The sequence below is a fragment of the Chloroflexus aurantiacus J-10-fl genome (genome assembly GCF_000018865.1).
Taxonomy (GTDB): domain Bacteria; phylum Chloroflexota; class Chloroflexia; order Chloroflexales; family Chloroflexaceae; genus Chloroflexus; species Chloroflexus aurantiacus.
The window spans coordinates 1,814,565-1,833,049 of the sequence record NC_010175.1; the positions used below are offsets into that span (position 1 = coordinate 1,814,565).

General features: G+C 57.4%; 18 protein-coding genes. 8 read left to right on the forward strand and 10 right to left on the reverse strand.

The features are described from left to right. Positions 1 to 128: 128 nt before the first annotated feature. The 4 genes from CAUR_RS06845 to CAUR_RS06860 form a co-directional block, all read right to left on the reverse strand. Complete coding sequence (locus CAUR_RS06845; protein WP_012257192.1) at positions 129 to 992, reverse strand: STAS domain-containing protein; 864 nt, start codon at positions 990 to 992, stop codon at positions 129 to 131. A 15-nt stretch (positions 993 to 1,007) separates the two neighbouring features. Further along, positions 1,008 to 1,853: an STAS domain-containing protein gene (locus tag CAUR_RS06850; protein ID WP_012257193.1), complete on the reverse strand. Its 846-nt coding sequence runs from the start codon at positions 1,851 to 1,853 to the stop codon at positions 1,008 to 1,010. Positions 1,854 to 1,883: 30 nt separating this feature from the next. Then, a complete protein-coding gene (gene proS / locus CAUR_RS06855) occupies positions 1,884 to 3,326 on the reverse strand; it encodes a proline--tRNA ligase (RefSeq protein ID WP_012257194.1) in 1,443 nt (480 codons plus the stop codon). A 203-nt stretch (positions 3,327 to 3,529) separates the two neighbouring features. After that, positions 3,530 to 3,775 (reverse strand): hypothetical protein, encoded by a 246-nt coding sequence (locus CAUR_RS06860; RefSeq protein WP_012257195.1) that lies wholly within the window; start codon positions 3,773 to 3,775, stop codon positions 3,530 to 3,532. Between the two features lie 192 nt (positions 3,776 to 3,967). Here CAUR_RS06860 and CAUR_RS06865 point away from each other — a divergent pair, with 192 nt between their 5' ends. Continuing rightward, positions 3,968 to 4,540: a DUF1997 domain-containing protein gene (locus tag CAUR_RS06865; RefSeq protein WP_012257196.1), complete on the forward strand. Its 573-nt coding sequence runs from the start codon at positions 3,968 to 3,970 to the stop codon at positions 4,538 to 4,540. Between the two features lie 118 nt (positions 4,541 to 4,658). Continuing rightward, entirely contained in the window at positions 4,659 to 8,210 is a 3,552-nt protein-coding gene (gene pulA / locus CAUR_RS06870) for a pullulanase-type alpha-1,6-glucosidase (RefSeq protein WP_012257197.1), read from the forward strand. A gap of 536 nt (positions 8,211 to 8,746) precedes the next feature. Here pulA and pxpB read toward each other — a convergent pair. The 4 genes from pxpB to CAUR_RS06890 are packed head-to-tail and all read right to left on the reverse strand — an operon-like array spanning position 8,747 to position 12,594. Continuing rightward, positions 8,747 to 9,391, reverse strand: a complete 645-nt coding sequence (gene pxpB / locus CAUR_RS06875; protein ID WP_012257198.1) for a 5-oxoprolinase subunit PxpB — start codon at positions 9,389 to 9,391, stop codon at positions 8,747 to 8,749. After that, on the reverse strand, positions 9,388 to 10,149 hold the full coding sequence (locus tag CAUR_RS06880; RefSeq protein ID WP_012257199.1) for a LamB/YcsF family protein: 762 nt from the start codon (positions 10,147 to 10,149) through the stop codon (positions 9,388 to 9,390). Before CAUR_RS06880 ends, pxpB begins: the two co-directional genes overlap by 4 nt. Before the next feature lie 7 nt (positions 10,150 to 10,156). Beyond that, a complete protein-coding gene (locus tag CAUR_RS06885) occupies positions 10,157 to 11,317 on the reverse strand; it encodes an MFS transporter (RefSeq protein ID WP_083772618.1) in 1,161 nt (386 codons plus the stop codon). Then, entirely contained in the window at positions 11,314 to 12,594 is a 1,281-nt protein-coding gene (locus tag CAUR_RS06890; RefSeq protein ID WP_012257201.1) for a glycosyltransferase, read from the reverse strand. The genes CAUR_RS06885 and CAUR_RS06890 overlap by 4 nt, the downstream gene beginning before the upstream one ends. A gap of 252 nt (positions 12,595 to 12,846) precedes the next feature. On the opposite strand from CAUR_RS06890, the gene CAUR_RS21735 reads away from it, so the two are divergent. Then, entirely contained in the window at positions 12,847 to 12,981 is a 135-nt protein-coding gene (locus CAUR_RS21735) for a hypothetical protein (RefSeq protein WP_273067795.1), read from the forward strand. A 26-nt stretch (positions 12,982 to 13,007) separates the two neighbouring features. Here CAUR_RS21735 and CAUR_RS06895 read toward each other — a convergent pair whose 3' ends face one another. Then, entirely contained in the window at positions 13,008 to 13,700 is a 693-nt protein-coding gene (locus CAUR_RS06895; RefSeq protein WP_012660650.1) for a glycosyltransferase family 2 protein, read from the reverse strand. Positions 13,701 to 14,070: 370 nt separating this feature from the next. Between CAUR_RS06895 and dhaL the strand changes: the two genes are divergently transcribed. From dhaL to CAUR_RS06920, 5 genes are read left to right on the forward strand one after another with little or no spacing between them, the layout of a single operon-like run. Further along, entirely contained in the window at positions 14,071 to 14,718 is a 648-nt protein-coding gene (gene dhaL / locus CAUR_RS06900; protein ID WP_012257203.1) for a dihydroxyacetone kinase subunit DhaL, read from the forward strand. Further along, a complete protein-coding gene (gene dhaM / locus CAUR_RS06905; protein WP_012257204.1) occupies positions 14,715 to 15,107 on the forward strand; it encodes a dihydroxyacetone kinase phosphoryl donor subunit DhaM in 393 nt (130 codons plus the stop codon). Before dhaL ends, dhaM begins: the two co-directional genes overlap by 4 nt. Before the next feature lie 4 nt (positions 15,108 to 15,111). Next, a complete protein-coding gene (locus CAUR_RS06910) occupies positions 15,112 to 15,384 on the forward strand; it encodes an HPr family phosphocarrier protein (protein WP_012660651.1) in 273 nt (90 codons plus the stop codon). A gap of 11 nt (positions 15,385 to 15,395) precedes the next feature. Beyond that, positions 15,396 to 17,060 carry a phosphoenolpyruvate--protein phosphotransferase gene (gene ptsP, locus CAUR_RS06915; RefSeq protein WP_242605093.1) on the forward strand — a complete coding sequence of 555 codons (1,665 nt, stop codon included), beginning with the start codon at positions 15,396 to 15,398 and terminating at the stop codon, positions 17,058 to 17,060. Between the two features lie 14 nt (positions 17,061 to 17,074). Then, on the forward strand, positions 17,075 to 17,398 hold the full coding sequence (locus CAUR_RS06920) for a cupin domain-containing protein (protein WP_012660653.1): 324 nt from the start codon (positions 17,075 to 17,077) through the stop codon (positions 17,396 to 17,398). A 94-nt stretch (positions 17,399 to 17,492) separates the two neighbouring features. On the opposite strand, the gene CAUR_RS06925 is transcribed toward CAUR_RS06920, so the two are convergent. Then, the gene (locus CAUR_RS06925) at positions 17,493 to 18,254 is read right to left on the reverse strand and encodes a metalloregulator ArsR/SmtB family transcription factor (RefSeq protein ID WP_012257208.1); all 762 of its coding nucleotides are present in this window, start codon (positions 18,252 to 18,254) and stop codon (positions 17,493 to 17,495) included. Positions 18,255 to 18,485 lie beyond the last annotated feature (231 nt).

The following is an 18,485-nucleotide window of genomic DNA, read 5'->3' on the forward strand; positions in this document are numbered from 1 at the left end:
GACCTCCTTGTCGCTACACGACGTATCGTCGGAAAGGATGCGACGTCAAACACCCGTTAACACACGCTTGTCTGCGGAGCGTAGGGCAAGGTTTCCGTAACCAGATGGCGACAGCCTGCGATTGGCGTCTATCGTTGCAGTGGTCTTATTTCATGGCCGGTACGCTGGAGTGCCAGCTCGATCCCGGTTTGCAAGGTTGCTCCGACCTGGATGCCACTCAGATCAACTCCAAGTTGCACAAGAGTTTGGGCAATTTCCGGGCCAATACCGACCAGAATCACCTGTGCCCCGATCAATTGTGCTGCCCGTGCCGCCTGTAAGAGATAATTCGCAACTGCGGTATCGATCACCGGCACGCCGGTGATGTCAATAATCACGATGTCTGATTGACGTTCGGCAATTGCGGTGAGCAGGCGTTCCATGATCTGGCCGGCACGGAAGCTATCAATCACCCCGACCAGTGGCACAACCAGAATACCTTCGTAGAGCGGGAGGATCGGTGTGCTCAACTCACGAATAGTCTGCTGTTGAGCCGCGATCTGTGCAGCCTGATCATTGATCTGAAGCTGCACATCACGATACATAACGCTAAAACTGGTGAGTAATTCCTGTCCAAAAGCGTGAATAATATCTTCTAATCGCCGCACATGATTAACGGTCACCGTCTGATGTTCGCGATTAAAATCCTCTATCAGACTCCAGGCAATGCGGCGCAATTCATTCAAGGCACCGAACATATCGGCGGCAATGAACCCACTACTGGCCCGTGCCTTACCAATTGAGCGGGCATGGTCAAGAAATGGTTTCAAATCGCCGGTTCCAATCGCCTGGATCAGTGTCTTAAGCGACGTCGTTACCGCTTGCAGCAGTACAGCCCGATCCATGGCCGCATAGTTTGCGTGGCGGTTACGAAGCTCATCGGTAAACCGTTCAGCAGTTTCGACCAGGCGTGCCTCGCAGAAGGCGACGATGTTAGCAATGACCTGGGGCATCAGTACCTCACCTGATCAGCGAATGGTGTAGCCTTGCTGACTTAATGCCAGTTCAATGCCGGCCTGAAGATTGGCGCCGATCTGGATTCCACGCAGATCAACACCCAGTTGCACAATCGTCTGAGCAATTTCCGGGCCAATACCGACCAGAATCACCTGGGCACCGATCAACTGCGCCGCCCGCGCCGTCTGCAAGAGATAGTTGGCGACCGCAGTATCGATCACCGGCACCCCGGTAATATCAATAATCACAATATCTGACTGACGTTCAGCAATGGCTGTTAGCAGACGTTCCATAATCTGGCCGGCGCGGAAACTGTCAATTGCGCCAACCAGTGGCAAGACAAGAATCCCTTCGTAGAGCGGTAGAATAGGTGTGCTCAGCTCGCGGATAGTCTGCTGCTGCGCAGCAATCTGTTCGGCCTGATCATGCAACTCTTGCTGGAGGGTCAGCATTGCCTGACTGTAGCCCAACAACAGCAAGCGGTTAAATTCACTGATGGCATCTTCAAATTGACGGACATCACCGATGGTTAGACGATCACTGCCGAATTCGGTTAACTCCTGCCAGCAAAACTCACGGATACCTGAGACGACGCTCATCATATCGTCGAGCGACAGGCCCATCCGGGCGCGTCGCTCACCGATGTAGGGTGCCCATTCGTTCAGCGGGCCTGCATTATTGTCACCAAAGACAGCACAGATCGTCTCAACCGAACGTTGCAGGGCGGGGCGGAGTTCGTCAGCCGGGATTGAGGCATATCCGCTACTACTGCTCTGTACAGCGTGCAGCAAACGCGCACCTGTCTGCGGTAACCGTTCACGAATGAATGCAGCCAGGCTGCTCAGGATGGCGCTCATGGTATTCTCCGACACTAAACAGATACCGCATCAATAGGCACGGGCAAAGATTACCTGACGATCCGTTTCGCGACCGGTGTAAACACAGCGACCGACCGACCCCGGCTGCTCGAGCGGAATGCAACGGATTGTCGCCCGCGTCTCTTCTTGAATGCGCTTTTCATCAGCGGTATCACCGGCCCAGTAGGCCCGGGCAAAGCCTCGTTCGATCTGCTCTTTCAATTCGTCGTAGCTGGTGACATCCGCAGTGTGCGCTTCGCGGAAAGCAAGTGCACGCTGGAAGAGTGCGGTCTGCATCTCGTTCAACAATGCCTCAATCCGCTCGGTCAGACCGGCCTGGGGGACGAAGCTCTTGCCGGCTTTACCGGGAATATCCCGGCGGGCGAGAGCCACCGTCTCTTTTGCCACATCTTTCGGCCCAACTTCAATCCGAACCGGAACACCCTTCAACTCCCATTCGTTGAATTTATAACCGGGACTGTAATTGTCGCGGTCATCAACTTTGAAGCGCAGGCGACCCTTCCAGGCTGCGGTCATCTGCTCAACGGCGGCCATCACCAGGCTGCGCTCTTCGTCGTTCTTGTAAATCGGCACTACCACCACCTGAATGGGAGCCAGCCGAGGCGGCAAAACCAGCCCCTCATCATCCGAATGGGTCATAATCAGCGCACCGATCAGACGGGTACTTACCCCCCAACTGGTCGTCCAGGCGTACTGAATGGTGTTGTTCTGATCGGTAAAGGTAATATCGAAGGCGCGGGCAAAATTCTGACCAAGATTATGCGACGTACCGGCCTGCAAGGCCCGGCCATCCTGCATCATTGCCTCAATACAGTATGAACGTAGCGCACCGGGAAATTTCTCTTTTTCAGTCTTAAGCCCGCGAATGACCGGCACGGCCATCTCTTTTTCAACGAAATCGGCATAAACGTCGTGAAGAATGCGCAGGGTCTCTTCCTCGGCCTCGGCTTCGGTGGCATGCGCAGTATGACCTTCCTGCCACCAGAATTCAGCCGTGCGCAGGAAAGGACGAGTGCGCATTTCCCAGCGCATGACGTTGGCCCACTGGTTGTAGAGCAAAGGCAGATCGCGGTACGAGCGAATCCACTTGCTGTAGAAATAACCGATGATGGTCTCGCTGGTAGGACGGATAATATATGGCTCGGCCAGTTCTTCACCGCCGGCGCGGGTGACTTCTGCGACTTCTGGAGCAAAGCCCTCGACGTGCTCGGCCTCTTTCATAATAAAGCTCTTGGGGATGAGCAGAGGGAACTGCACGTTGGCATGACCGGTTGCCTTGATCCGATCATCGAGTGCACGCTGCATCAATTCCCAGATCGCCCAGCCGTGGGCCTTAACGACGATACAACCACGGACAACTTCGGCAACCTCGGCCAGATCAGCTTCCCGCACAATATCGAGGTACCACTGGTTGTAATCAACACTCCGTTGGGTAATAACCTCTTTTGGCATGCCGTTCCTCGGGCTGATGATGATATGCTGTAGGCGTTACATTCTATTCATACTCCCTCTATTATAGCTGATATGGCAAAACTCATTGCAAAGCGGTTTTGTTGGCATACGGGAACTGCACACCATAATAAGGCGGTGACCAGATGGTCACCGCCGTCAGTTGCTTTGAAAACACCTGTATTTATATCGTATGGGAAGGCCGACTACTTCTTCAATTCCTGCTGGATCGTTGCCATAATTCGGTCAACATCAAGTCCGGCTTCTTTGGCCAGGCGAATCTGTTCGAGCAAACGAGCCTGCGCTTCGGCCAGGCGACGCTGCTGATCAATCTTCTCCTGTTCGCGATCAGCTTTGGCCTGCTCTTCTGCCCAATTCCAAACCTGTTCCCAGAAGAAACCTACTTCGCGGAACATCATGCCAAAGATGCCGCCGCTCTCTTTCACTGACATGGATCGCTCCTTCCTGCGGCCAGCCCGGCTGCGAACTGTCATTGCGGTTCTGGTTGTATTCTATTACGTAAAAAGCAAAACGTCAATCCGGTTTACACTTGCACAAGGCGCACAGAGATGCTATACTGGCGGTAATTGATGTCATATATGAAAGTTGTGTCGGTTCACAAACCCCGACCACAAGGAGCGTCTATGTCGGCGCCCTACACACCCTCTGTAACCAACGAAGAGCAGCGCCGGGCCGTCGATCTCAGTGGTGCTGCGGTACACCTCTTTCGTTTTCGGGGGCCGCTCGATCTCGCTTATGAATACTTCTGCGATGTGCCGGCTGTCTTCAGTCTGCTCCCCGATGTGATTGATGTCCTCACCTATGGCCCTAACCGCTACCGCTTGATCGTCGGAGCAACTGATGGCCACGGCCATGCGATGGCCGGCTACTTCGATGTGGCTGCTGCATTCGAGCCTCATCGCCTGATTCGGATTATGCCGGTTGATGATGGTCCGCCGATTGACCTTAGTGGTTTTGTCTTCCCAGGTCAGCTCTTTGCTGAGGCCGTGTTTTATCCCCATGCCCACGGTACCGATGTCGAATATACGGTTGAACTGGCAATGACCATCCCGGTGCCAAAGGTGCTCTGGTTTATGCCCGGCAGTGTGTTGCAGGCAATTGGCGAGCGGGCAATGGAACACAAGATGAACCATATGATTAGTGGTTTTTCGCGGGCCGTCGATATCGATTTTCACGCCTGGATCGGCAACGAGTAGCCATAATACCTCTCTCAAGCATTGCTTTAAGGCGAGCCGATGTCCTGTCGCGGCTCGCCAATGTTGTGCTATACTATCCACAAATAGTTCCGCATTCAACTATCTGTAGAGGACGACTATGTGGCTCCCTGTCTGGCCGCGACGCTTCTTGTCAGCACTGTCGGTTCTGCTATTGATCTGCTGGTCACTGGCCAGTTTTCCGGTCGCCGCCCAAAATACACCCGACCCGAAAACGGTCACTATTCCCGGTACCATCCAGAGTGTCCTGGGGTGTCCCGGCGACTGGCAACCATCGTGTAGTATCACCTATCTGACCTACGATCCGGCAGTAGACCTCTGGAGCGCCCGGTTCGATTTGCCTGCCGGCGCCTACGAATACAAAGTTGCCCTCAACGACAGTTGGGCTGAAAATTATGGTCTGAATGCGCGCCGTGATGGGCCAAACATTCCCTTACAGGTACCGGCCCCAACCAGCGTGCGCTTTATCTACGATCACAAGACGCATTGGGTCACCGATAGCATCAATACGCCGATTATTGTGGCGGTTGGGGAGTTTCAGACGGCCCTCGGGTGTGCGACGGCCAACGATCCAACCTGTCTTGGCTCGTGGTTGCAAGACCCTGATGGTGACGGATTGTATACGTTTACTACCAACCGTATCCCTGCCGGTGATTACCAGCTCCGGCTGGCTATCGGTGAGACGCTTGACGGCGCAATTGGTGAGGGGGGCGCCGGTGGACCGCCTTTTGCCATTACCGTTGCCGAAGGTGGTGAGGTCTATATCGGCTATAACGCAGGGAGTGGCGAAGTGACGATTTCAACTGCTGGGGCACCTAAAGGCGATATTTCGCGTGCCCGTGCCTATTGGGTTGATGCCGATACGATTGTCTGGAATGTGATCGGCACGCCACGTTATCAGTATGCCTTGTTCAGCGATCCAGGCGGTAATCTGAAACTGACCCCCGAAGGGGTGGTTGGTGGTCAGCGGATCGATCTCACCTTCTCGCCGGCTGGACCTGGCGAAGCGCTGAAGAAGTTTCCCCACCTGGCAGGATTTAGCGCGTTCAAGCTGCCACCACTCGACCGGGCACGTTTGATCGGGCTGACCCGTGGTCAGTTGGTGGTGGCGATGTACGATGAAAATGGGCAGCCACTTGATGCCACGCGCGTCCAGATCCCCGGTGCTCTTGATGCTCTCTTCCCCTACGATGGCCCGCTAGGGGTCACGATTGAAGATGGCCTGCCGACAATCCGGGTCTGGGCCCCAACGGCCCGTCAGGTGCGGCTGCACCGCTTTGCCGATTCCCAACCGGATACGCGGGCAGTGGTGCTGCCAATGACGCTCGACGCCACGACCGGCGTCTGGAGTATTCGCGGTGAAGCGAGCTGGATCGGTCAATATTATTTGTTTGAGGTGGATGTCTACGTACCGGCTGCCGGGCGGGTGGTGACCAACCTGGTGACCGATCCCTATTCGGTGGCGCTGAGCGCCAACAGTACCCGCAGCCAGATTATCGATCTGAACGATCCGGCATTACAACCGCCGGGCTGGGAGACACTGCGCAAGCCACCGCTGGAAGCGCCGGAGGATGTGGTTCTCTACGAGTTGCATGTGCGTGACTTCAGCATTCTCGACGAGAGTGTTCCGGCTGACCTGCGTGGTACGTTCCGCGCTTTCACCGTTCGTGACAGTGTAGGGATGCGCCATCTGGCCGAACTCGCCGACGCGGGTGTCACCCATGTTCACCTCTTGCCGGTATTTGACATTGCCACTATCGAAGAGATTCGTGAGCAGCAGGTGCCCTTACCCTACGACCAGCTTCGGGCACTCCCACCCGATTCACCTGAACAACAGGCATTGATCGAGCCAATCCGTGATCTTGATGGTTTTAACTGGGGGTACGATCCCTTCCACTACTCAGTACCGGAGGGAAGTTACAGCACCAATCCTGATGGGCCACAGCGCACGCTTGAGTTTCGCGAGATGGTGCAGGCGCTGAATGAAACTGGCCTGCGCGTCGTGATGGATGTTGTCTACAACCACACCAACGCCAGTGGTCAGAATCCTCGCTCAGTCCTTGATCGTATCGTGCCCGGCTACTATCACCGACTCGACGGTGACGGCAATGTCACGACTTCCACCTGTTGTGCGAACACGGCGACCGAGCATCGCATGATGGAGAAGTTGATGATCGACTCGGTGGTGCTGTGGGCGAAGTATTACAAAGTTGATGGCTTCCGCTTCGATCTGATGGGCCATCACATGAAGGACAACATGCTGGCGGTGCGCGCAGCACTCGATGCGCTGACCTTAGAGCGCGATGGGGTTGATGGCAAATCAATCATCATCTACGGCGAAGGTTGGAATTTTGGTGAAGTCGCCAATAATGCCCGTGGTATTAACGCTACCCAATTCAACATGGCCGGTACCGGTATCGGTACCTTCTCAGACCGCCTCCGCGACGCAGCCCGTGGCGGTGGTCCCTTCGACGATCCACGGCTCCAGGGGTTCATTTCCGGTCTGGCTACCGATCCGAGTGATTTCCCGCAAGGGACACCGGATGCGCAGCGGGTCAAACTGCTGGCTGAGACCGATTTGATCAAACTTGGCCTGGCCGGTAACCTGAAGACCTACCGGATGATCAATTACGAAGGTCGTCTCGTACCCGGTGAGCAGATCAAGTACCGTGGCGCAGCCGGCGGCTACACGCTTGATCCGCAAGAGCAGATTGTCTACGTTTCAGCCCACGACAACGAAACGCTGTTTGATGCGGTACAACTCAAGGCCGCAGCCGGTACACCTATCGCCGAGCGAGCACGAATGGCCCAACTCGGTCTCTCACTGACTGCGCTGGCGCAGGGTATTCCCTTCTTCCACGCCGGTGATGAACTGCTGCGCTCGAAATCGCTCGACCGCAACAGCTACAACTCATCGGACTGGTTCAACCGGATTGACTGGCGTGGTCAGGAGAATACTTTTGGCTCCGGTCTGCCCCCGGCCTGGGACAACCAGAGCAACTGGCCGATCATGGCGCCATTGCTGGCCAACCCGGCACTCAAACCGGACGCCAGCCTGATGCAGGCGACGTATGAACACTTCCGCGAGATGCTCCGCATCCGGCGCAGTACACCTCTCTTCCGTCTGCGCACGGCTGCCGAGGTCGAGCGCATGGTTTCGTTCTTCAATAACGGGCCTGATCAGATTCCCGGTCTAATCGTCATGAGCATCAGTGATAATGGCCCAAGCCGACTCGATCCGAACATCGGGCAGGTGGTGGTCTTGTTCAATGCCCGGCCTGAGACAGTGACGATTACCATCCCCGAACTGGCAAATGGCGATCTGTCCTTACACGACGTTCAGGTCGCATCGAGCGATGAGCGGGTCACGCAATCGCGCTATACCGCCGACGGCACCTTCAGCGTGCCCGGACGCACCACGGCGGTCTTTGTTGGGCCGCGACCGTTGGTACCTGCCCCCGCCCCTGAGCCGACGCCGACAGTAGCGGTGGAGCCGGCGCCAACCGCCAGCACGGAGGCGACGGCGCCGACCACGCCAGCACCTGCCGCACAGGGAGGCGGGGCGCCGGTCTGGTTGTGGATTGTGCTCGTCGTTATTGCGCTGGTTGGGGCCGGGATATTCGTTGCCCGGCGTCGTGGCGGCGCACGGTAGTTCTGAGCGGTGACGGAAGTATCTGAGACGCACCGTGATGGTGCGTCTCTTCGTCTTTATGTCAACGCTTGCTCAAACTCGGGTATTGGTTCATGGGGGCGATTAGCGCGCCGGAGGCGTGCGCTCCCAGGGCATACTGACTCGCCCCCACCCTCACCCGCCCCCGCTGGGAGCGGGAACACTGATGCCGGATTGATCTCGCTGTCGGGTGTTGGGGCAAGGCGGCAATGCCCGTGCGCACCGGAGGCGCGCGCTCCCAGCGAGGGGGCGATGCCTGTGCGCGCCGGAGGCACGCGCTCCCAGGGCATACTGACTCGCCCCCACCCTCACCCGCCCCCGCTGGGAGCGGGAACACTGATGCCGGATTGATCTCGCTGTCGGGTGTTGGGGCAAGGCGGCGATGCCCGTGCGCACCGGAGGCGTGCGCTCCCAGGTGTTGGTGCAAATCCAGATCAACCTGATGCGGTAGGGACACGGCATGCCATGCCCCTACCCGAAGATACACTGGCGAAGAGGATGCCCAATACCGGCGTTGGTCACTCTTCTCGCACAAAGCGCACCCGATCACCCGGTTGCAACAGCGTCGGTGGATCAGCAGTCGGATTGAACAATCGCAGGCCGGTGCGACCGATGATATGCCAGCCGCCGGGCAACTTTGTCGGATAGATACCGGTCATACCGGCAGCAATTGCCACCGATCCGGCGGGAACTGCCAGGCGCGGCGTTGCCCGCCGTGGCAGATGAAGGGCTGGCGGTAACCAGCCCAGATAAGGGTAGCCCGGAGCAAAACCGATCATCAGCACACGCTGTACGGTACCGGTATGTAAGGCCACTACCTCATCCGGTGACAACCCGGATTGGGCAGCGACCTCGTGGAGATCAGGCCCCTCATCGCCGCCGTAACGCACCGGAATAACCACCTCACGTCCGACGGGCATCGCGGTTAAGGGTGGATGTGCAGCCAGATCGGCCAGACGGGCGGCAAGAAGATCACGATTGGCGATCAACGGATCGAAACAGACCAGTAGCGAGTCAATTGCCGGCACCAGATCGATCAAACCGGGGGGTGGATCGGATTGGAGTGCAGCCATTGCGGCCAGCGGTGCCCCTGCGCCGGCCAGATCGGTCGGCCAGCGCACCAGGAACGCTGCTTCGCCAAATGGATCTACCCGTCCGCTCATCGTTGTGGCGCCTGTACGGTGATGCCTGCGGCAGCCAGACCCTGACGGATCGTTGCTGCTCGCAGCGCGGCACCCGGTGTATCGCCGTGGATACAAATTGTGGCGGCCTGTAATGGCACGAGTGTGCCATCAACGGCTCTGACCGCACCATCGCGAATAATATGCAGTGTCTGGGCCAGACATGCTGCCGGATCGATAATCAGGGCATCGGGATGATGCCGGTTGCGCAACGTACCATCGGCTTCGTAGGTACGGTCGGCAAAAGCCTCTGCCAGCACCGGCACGCCGACTTCGTGGCCGGCGGTGATCAGCAACGAGCCGGCCAATCCAACCAGAGCCAGTTCACGGCTGAAGGCAGCCACGGCACGGGCAATCGCCATCGCCACGGTAAGGTCGCGGGCGGCCACATTGTAGAGCGCACCGTGAGGCTTCACATGGCGCAATTCAACCTTTTCCGAGCGGGCAATTGCGGCTAAAGAACCGATCTGAGTCAGCACCCACGCCTCGATCTCATCCGGTGTTAGCGGTAATACCCGGCGGCCAAAGCCGTACAGATCGGGGTAGGAAGGATGAGCACCAACCGCCACCCCCAGATCACGGCAACGCCGGACAGTGCGCCGCATCACCATCGGATCACCGGCATGACCGCCACAGGCGACATTTGCCGAACTGACAAACGGCAGTATACCATCGTCGTCACCGACCTGAAAAGCGCCGTAACTCTCACCACAATCGCAGTTGATATCAATCGTCAACATCGCTTCGCTACCCTACTGGTGCCTCGGCAATTCTCGGCACCCGTTTCATCCCATGTCGTGCCACAAGCAGCAGCAATAGCATCACACCGGCATCAACCACAACCAGAATTGCGCCACTCACCGGGCCAAACCAGCCGATCAGTTGACCAAAGAGTGCCGGCAGAAACAACCCACCACCGGTACCGATGGTCAGCGCAACACTCAGCGCAGCCGCACTACGACCAGCAGACTGTGTGATCAACAGCATCGTCGTAGGGAAGATCGGGCCACACGATAGCCCCATCAGCGCAACTGCAACCAGTGCTAAAGCGACCTGATTAACACCGATGACTAACAGCAAACCACCGGAGCCAAGACCGATCAGACACAAGAGCAGCATACGCAACGCACCCAGGCGATCTCCCCAAAAGATGGCCGCCATGCGCCCGGCGGTCAACATCCCCCAGAACAGACTACTGCCCAGGGCTGCAATCGGCGCAGCCAGACCACCACCGCGTTCGAGAATCAGCGCAATCCAACCACCAATGCCGATTTCGGTACCGATGTAGGTAAACATCAGCAACCCACACATCACGGCTGCCAGCCAGCGTGGCGGCCCGGCCATCTGGGCGGAGGGGGCCTGCGTCGGCTCACGCAATTGGGTGGCCGGCCAGACCAGAGCCAGCATGAGCAGTGCGCCGATCCAGATGGCAGCCTGGGGACGGTCGACAAGTGTCAACATCAGCGCAACCAGCAAAGGGCCGCCAATTGAACCAACACTAAAGAACAGATTCAGGGCATTCAAGGCACCGGCAGCGCCATGGTACAGGCGTGCGATTAGCAGGTTCCCGCCGGCCAGCATACCGCCGTAACCAAAACCGGCCATACCGGCCCCAAGCAACATCCCAATCAGAACCGGACTGAAACCGAGTGCCAGCATGCCGCCACCCATCAGCGCAGCACCAATTGCAATCACGGGACGCATCCCCCAGCGCTGGATGGCCGAACCGACGCCTACAGAAGCCAGCACGCCACCCAGGGAAAACGCCGTAAACACAGCGCCCAGATCGGTCACTTCACGCCCGACCTGAGCTGCAAGGCCAGGAAGACTCGGCCCGATAGCCGACAACATCCAGCCCACACCCAGGTAAAGAGCGCCTACTATCAATAAAGCCAATGATGGTTTCACGACACCCGTACCAATCGCCGTACCGCCCAATTCGCTGCATTTGCGGCAGTCAATTCATCATAAAGCGCAGCAATGCGACGCGCAATGGTCGGCCAGCTATACTCGGCTGCACGCTGTACCGCAGCCGAACGCAGACGTGCAGCCAGCTCTGCGTCGGTCAGAACACGTTCAATCTGGGCAGCTAACGCAGCATCATTATCGGGCGGGAAGAGCAACCCGCTATGGCGATCTTCAATCGTCAATGCCAATCCACCGACGTTAGAGGCGACGACCGCTGCACCGCAGGCCAGTGCTTCGAGGGCAGCCAGCCCAAACGACTCATAATGCGAGGGAGCAGCCACCACATCGGCAGCCACGTAATAGAGCGGTAGACGTTCCTGGGGTTGGGCACCGGCAAACACGACCTGATCTTGCACGCCCAGGGTACGGCGCAAATGATCGAGACGGCGCTGTTCACCATTCCACAGTGTGGCCTGAGTCTCGTCTTCACCACCGATCAGCACCACCTGCAAGCGATCACGCCACTCTGGATGGTCGGCGAGCAACCGCGCCGCCGCCCGAATCAGGGCATCCATCCCCTTCAGTGGTTCCATCCGCCCCACACACACCAGAAGGATCGCGTCTGCCGAAATGCCCAATGCCGCCCGTGCCGCAGTGCGATCCCCCGGTTGAAAGCGACGCAAATCAACCCCGCACGGAATGACCCGAATTCGCCCGGTATCGGCACCATAATGCCAGACCATCTGCGCTCGATCAAGCGGTGTTGCCGCAACCACTGCATCAACCTCGCGCATTAACCGCCGCTCAATTGCAATCCGACGCTTCGTTTCCACCTCTTCCTCGGAGCGGGCGACACTGTTCTTCATAGCGCCCAGAGTGTGAAACATGTGCACCACCGGCGCCCGCCAGACCCGCCGCAGGCGTAGAGCAGCCTCACCTGACAGCCAGTAATGGCTATGGATGAGATCGTAACTCAAATCTTCACCATCGGCAAAACAGCGTACCCGGCTGACAAACTCCGGCAGATAGGTCAAGAGCAGGTTCTTATCGTAAGGTGCTGCCGGGCCGGCGTGCAGGCTAATCAGCCGCACACCACGGCTCAGAGGAACAATCATTGGCGTATCGCGGTCTTGACTACGGGTAAAAATATCAACCAGTATCCCCCGCTGCCCCAATTCACGGGCCAGCTCGCGCACGTAGACATTCATCCCGCCCGCTTCTTTACCACCCAACCGGGCCAGCGGACTACTATGCACACTCAACATTGCCACTCGCATGGATTCCTCATAACGAATGAAAAGCGAGCGTATCGGAAAACCCGTACCGCCCGCCCCTCAGCGGAATAGTAAGCAGGTACAAAACCTGCCTTTCTCGAGTGTTGTATCACAAATTATCTGATTGCACAAGTATTGGCAGAAAAACTGGTGGCGGCATGACCCGGCGGGGAGGAAAAGCGGGGTTCATCCTGTTCGAAACCTGTGTACAAACCATCACGGAACATCATCTTCAACTGGTATGAACGATGTGGCATGACCGTGAGTGTCGTCATAGGTGCAGGGCGCACCACGCCTCTACCCTACACGCCGGTCGTATGGGAAGAGAGCGATGGCAAGCGAAGCCAGAAGCGTTTTCTCCTCGACGAAACACCAAAAGGTGATAAATGATTTCTGCCCCCAACTGGTCGTTGAGGTTACCACCAAAACCGATACTTAAAGAGGGCAAAAATCGCGTAAAACCCTTGAATAGGCTTCATCTTCTTTCCCTCTTCATAAGTACGCCCCAAATAGCTCACCGGCACTTCATAAATGCGATAACCTCGGCGCAGAACCTTCGCTGCAATCTCCGGCTCAATCCGAAAATCATCACTTTCCAACCGCAAATCACGCAAAATATCGGTTCGTACCACCTTGTAGCAGGTCTCCATATCGGAGATCCAGCAATTAAACAAAAAATTGGTCAGGAAGGTTAAAAACTTATTCCCCAGCGCATTCCAGAAATACATACCGGTATGGCGACCAAGAAAACGGCTGCCGAAGACGACATCAACGCGACCGGAGGCAATTGGCTTGACCAGTTCGTAATAATCCTGGGGATCATACTCCAGATCGGCATCCTGCACGATAGTAATCTCACCACGGGCATGCGCCAGACCACTACGCACTGCTGCGCCCTTGCCGCGATTGTGAGGGTGACGGATGACAGTAATATGGGGACGAGAACGACGTAGCTCTTCCAGAATGGCCGGTGTCTCGTCGGTAGAGTGATCATCAACGATGATAATCTCTTTATCGAGATTAACAGCTTCAACCTGATTAAGGATCAGCGGAAGGGTAGCAGCTTCGTTATAACAGGGAATAATAACTGAAAGCAATGGACGTTTCATTGGAAGATGATGGTTCATACAGAAATCGGTGTTTGATACAACCGAGGAAAGACCTCAGACAGCCATAGCAGCTATTATAGCAGCAAGAGGTAAATACGTGGTCTCCACTGACAGAAATGAGCAAAACGGCACTGATCGCCTGAAATGTTTCAGAATTGAAACGAAAATGAACGGTGAACGAAGGCATCGGATCTTGATTTAGCACCTGTCATGCCCTAGCATAGAAAAAGGCAAGTTCGTTCGCCAGCCTACTGCCGCGCAAGCATTGGTGTATCCGTGGTATGATGCGGGTACGACGTCATGATCTAGATGATCTAGCATGCGCGGTTTGCAGACCAGCGCGCATGATGCAACTACGAGCGAGGCAACGATGCCAATCACAGTAGAACACGTCACGCACTTCTTGACAGCGGCGGCGGAAATTATTCATGCTCATCGTGACGAGCTAACTGCACTGGATGCAGCAATTGGTGATGCCGATCATGGCGCAAACCTTGATCGTGGATTCGCTGCGGTGCTTTCCCGCCTGCCCACCGTTGCCGACAAAGACATCGGCACCGTGCTCAAGACGACCGGAATGACGATTGTCTCGACAGTAGGCGGTGCTTCCGGCCCCCTGTACGGTACTGCCTTCGTTCGCGCCGGTATGGCTCTGGCAGATCGGCATGAACTGAGTGACGAAGATGTTGTCCTGGCCCTGGAGGCTGCCCTGGCCGGCATCGTGGCGCGTGGCAAAGCGCAACGCGGTGAAAAGACGATGGTTGATGCGCTGGCCCCGGCTATCGAAGCGCTCCAATCAGCGCTGGCCGAGGGCAAGTCGTTAGGACGGGCATTGCTGGCTGCGGCTGCGGCTGCTGAGGCAGGGGCAAAAGCAACCATCCCTATGCTGGCGATGAAGGGACGTGCCTCATACCTTGGTGAACGCAGTATCGGGCATCAGGATCCGGGAGCAACTTCGACGGCGTATCTGTTACGAGCGCTGGCGATGACGTGTAGCCGTAATGAGGAGGAGGCATGATAGGGCTCTTGATCGTCTCGCATAGCGCACGATTGGCAGAAGGCGTGCAAGAGTTTGTCGGCCAAATCAGTGGGGGTCAGATTCCGATTATCGCTGCTGGCGGGGCCAGTGATGGCTCGCTTGGTACCAGCGTCGAACGCATTCTGGCCGGCCTCGAACAGTTGCGTACCACCGACGGCATTCTGGCGCTGGTCGATCTGGGTAGTGCTGTGATGAGTGTGGAAACAGCTCTGGAGCATTTTTCCGGCCCACCAGTCCATATCAGTAATGCGCCGCTGGTAGAGGGGGCTTATCTGGCTGCGATTGAGGCAACCAGCGCTACAGCCACCCTTGAACACGTTGCCAGCGCTGCCTTGCAGGCCCGCGACCTGATTAAGGTGTATGAGTAATTCTATGACTGAAGTGATATTAACCGTGACCAATCCGGTTGGTCTTCACGCACGACCGGCAAAGCTCTTTGTTGAAACTGTCCGTGCTTACAAGAGTACGGTGACTATTCAGAATTTGAGCCGACCGCAAACGAAGGAGCTGCCGGTCACTGCTTTTAATCTGTTGCAGATTGGTGTTCGTCAGGGACACCAAATCCGGTTGCGTGCCAGTGGTGAAGATGAGGCAGAAGTCATTGCTGCTCTAACCAAACTGGTGGAAGAGAATTTTGGCGAGTAGCAGGTAGAGGCATGATGATGTCGGCGACACTTCGTGGTGCAGGGGGAGCTGCCGGTTTGGCGTTAGGGCCAGCGTACCACTGGCAACGAGTGTCCATCCCTACCGATCCACCCAATGAACCGCCAGAAGCAGCCCTGGCCCGTTTTCACGCTGCCCAACACACCGCGGCCCACCGCCTACGGGCACTGGCTGAACGGCAGCGTGCTGCCGGCCTGCGCGAAGCCGATCTCTTCGATGCACAGGCGCTGCTGGTTGAAGATGAAACGCTGACTGACGGCGTAACTGCATTGCTGCTCGACGGTCAGCCCCTCATTCCTGCGATTCAGACGGTGGTGCGCCAGATGGAAGAGGCGCTGGCCGCGCTTGACGATGACTATTTACGTGAACGGGCAGCCGATATTGCCGCGGTTGGAGTTGAGTTGCTGCGTGCGCTGAGCGGAGATCACGCGCCACCGCCGATCCCACCCGGCGCCATTGTTATCGCCGATGATCTGACTCCCGCAGAGACGGTTGATCTTCCGCATCACGTTGCCGGCTTTGCCACTGCCGGCGGTGGCCCAACCGGTCATACCATCATCCTGGCCCGTTCGCGTGGGGTGCCGGCGGTTGTCGGGTTGGGAGAGGCTATTCTGCACATCCCCGCCGGTACGACGCTTCTTCTCGATGGTGATGCGGCTTTGGTGATGGTTGATCCAGATGAAGCGGCACTACAGGCAGCTCAGGAACGAATGACCGCCATTCAGGAGACCCGCCGCCGCCAGGCGGCCCTGCGCGATCTTCCCGGTCGGTTGCGCGATGGCCGCTCAATCGCGCTGTGGGCAAATATCGGTCGTCCGGCCGAGGCGCGCCTGGCCCGTGACAACGGTGCCGAAGGGATTGGCCTCTTTCGGACCGAGTTTCTCTTCCTTGATCGCAGTGCACCTCCCGATGAAGACGAGCAATTTGCAGCGTATCGCGCCGTCATCACCGAACTGCCCAACCGTCCGATTGTGATCCGGACGCTCGATGTAGGTGGCGATAAGCCGCTGCCCTACCTACCGCTTCCCCCTGAAGCCAATCCATTTCTGGGGGTGCGTGGCGTTCGGCTGTCGATGCAGCGTCCTGATCTCTTCCAGGTGCAATTACGGGCATTGCTGCGTGCTGCCTTCTACGGCGACATCTGGATTATGCTGCCGATGGTCACCACGCTGGCCGACCTGGTCTGGGGGCAAGAGCAGATGCGTGAAGCAGCCGCCGCGCTGGCCGCAGCCGGGATTGAACATCGCGCCGATCCGCCGCTGGGCATTATGATTGAGACACCGGCAGCGGCGGTACTGGCCGATCAGTTTGCACGCCACGCCGCTTTCTTCAGTATTGGCAGTAACGATCTTGCCCAGTACACGCTGGCGGTTGATCGTGGTCACCCGACGCTGGCCACGCAATATCGGGCCGATGATCCGGCAGTGTGGCGGATGATTGATTTGGCCGCTCGCGCCGCACAGCAGGCCGGTATTCCGATTGGCATCTGTGGCGAACTCGGTGGCGAACCGGATGCTGCGGTTGCCCTGGCCGGCCTGGGCCTCAACGAATTGAGCATGGCCCCGGCACGTATCCCGGTCGTCAAAGAGCGATTGGCGCAGACTTCGTGGGCTGAAGCGCAGGCCGCTGCAGCCCGGATGGTGCAGCGGGTTGAATGAGTCTGAGAGGTTCTATGTCCGAGCGACCCTGGATCGAACTCTTCCCCGGCGTTCACCGCCGGCGCATTGCCCTCACCGACCGTATCTATCAGATGGAGGTACGGCTGGCAGCCGGAAGTCACGTGCCGCTGCATAGCCATCCCGAAGACCAGGTGGCGTATGTGGTAAGTGGCCGGTTGCGGTTTCAGGTTGGTGAAGAGATCATCGACGCGACGGCAGGTCGTTCGGTTGCTATTCCCGGTGGCACCCCCCACGCGGTGTGGACGGTAGAGGATACACTCGCGATTGACACCTTTAGTCCGCCACGAGCCGATTATTTGCAGGTTGATGGCGATTGATAGTCGCGAGAGGGGGATCATAGGTACACGCATCCGGTCGATGTACAGGGGACGCGGAAGCGTAGCTTCTGCACACCCATCCTGAGCATACCCCCTACGTATCGTGTGATGCACCCCCCCCAAACCAACGCGGCAATAACGCCAGCAGGCCCCGCACCCGTTCGCGCAATTCTTCGCGGGCGGCGACAAAGGCGGCATGCCGCTGATCAGCAGTACCCTGAATAGCCACCGGATCGGCTACACTCCAGTGAATATGGCGGGCGGCCTCTGGCCACACCGGACACTCCTCGCGCGCAATGTCACACACCGTTACAATCAGATCAGGACGCTGATCGATGATCATTGTGATCGATTTGGAAACTTGCTGATCAATCGGTATCCCTACCTCTGCCATGACAGTGATGGCTAACGGATGGACAGCTTGCGGGTGCGTTCCAGCACTCATCGCCTGGACCTGACCATCGCTCAACACACGCAACCAGGCCTCGGCTATTTGCGAGCGAGCACTGTTGGCGCGGCACAGGAATGCTACTTTCACCGCCGGTAGTTCAAGCGGACGGGTGCCCGGCAATGCCAGTTCATCACCGATGCCGGTCAGCAGGGCAGCCATCGCTGCCAGATCGAGGCTGTAGTAGACAACCCGCCCATCAGCGTCGCTGCGGTGGGCACGTACCAGGCCAGCCTGACGCAACACGTGTAGATGATACGAGACCAGATTCTGGGCCAGACCGAGCGTCGTCACCAGCTCACTCACCTGGCGATCACTGTCGCGCAGGGACTGGATGATCTTCCAGCGCGTTTCGTCGGTCAGCAGGCGCAGCCCGTTCAGTGCTGAGGAAGAAGGTTGTGAGTTCATAGGGTTTGAAACTCTCTGCGATACGGCGTGCCCGTATCGTACCAGAGCCGGGCTGGTTCGGCAAGGAGATGGAAGAGGGAAGAGTATCAAGCTACACACAACCTTTTCAAGAACACCTTGCACAGGATAACCAAAGTCGTGTGGCGTAAACTTGAAGATGGAACGTTTCTGGAACCTCGCTGCCATTCATATTTTTCATATTTGGTTATACCCCCACACCCGCAATAATCT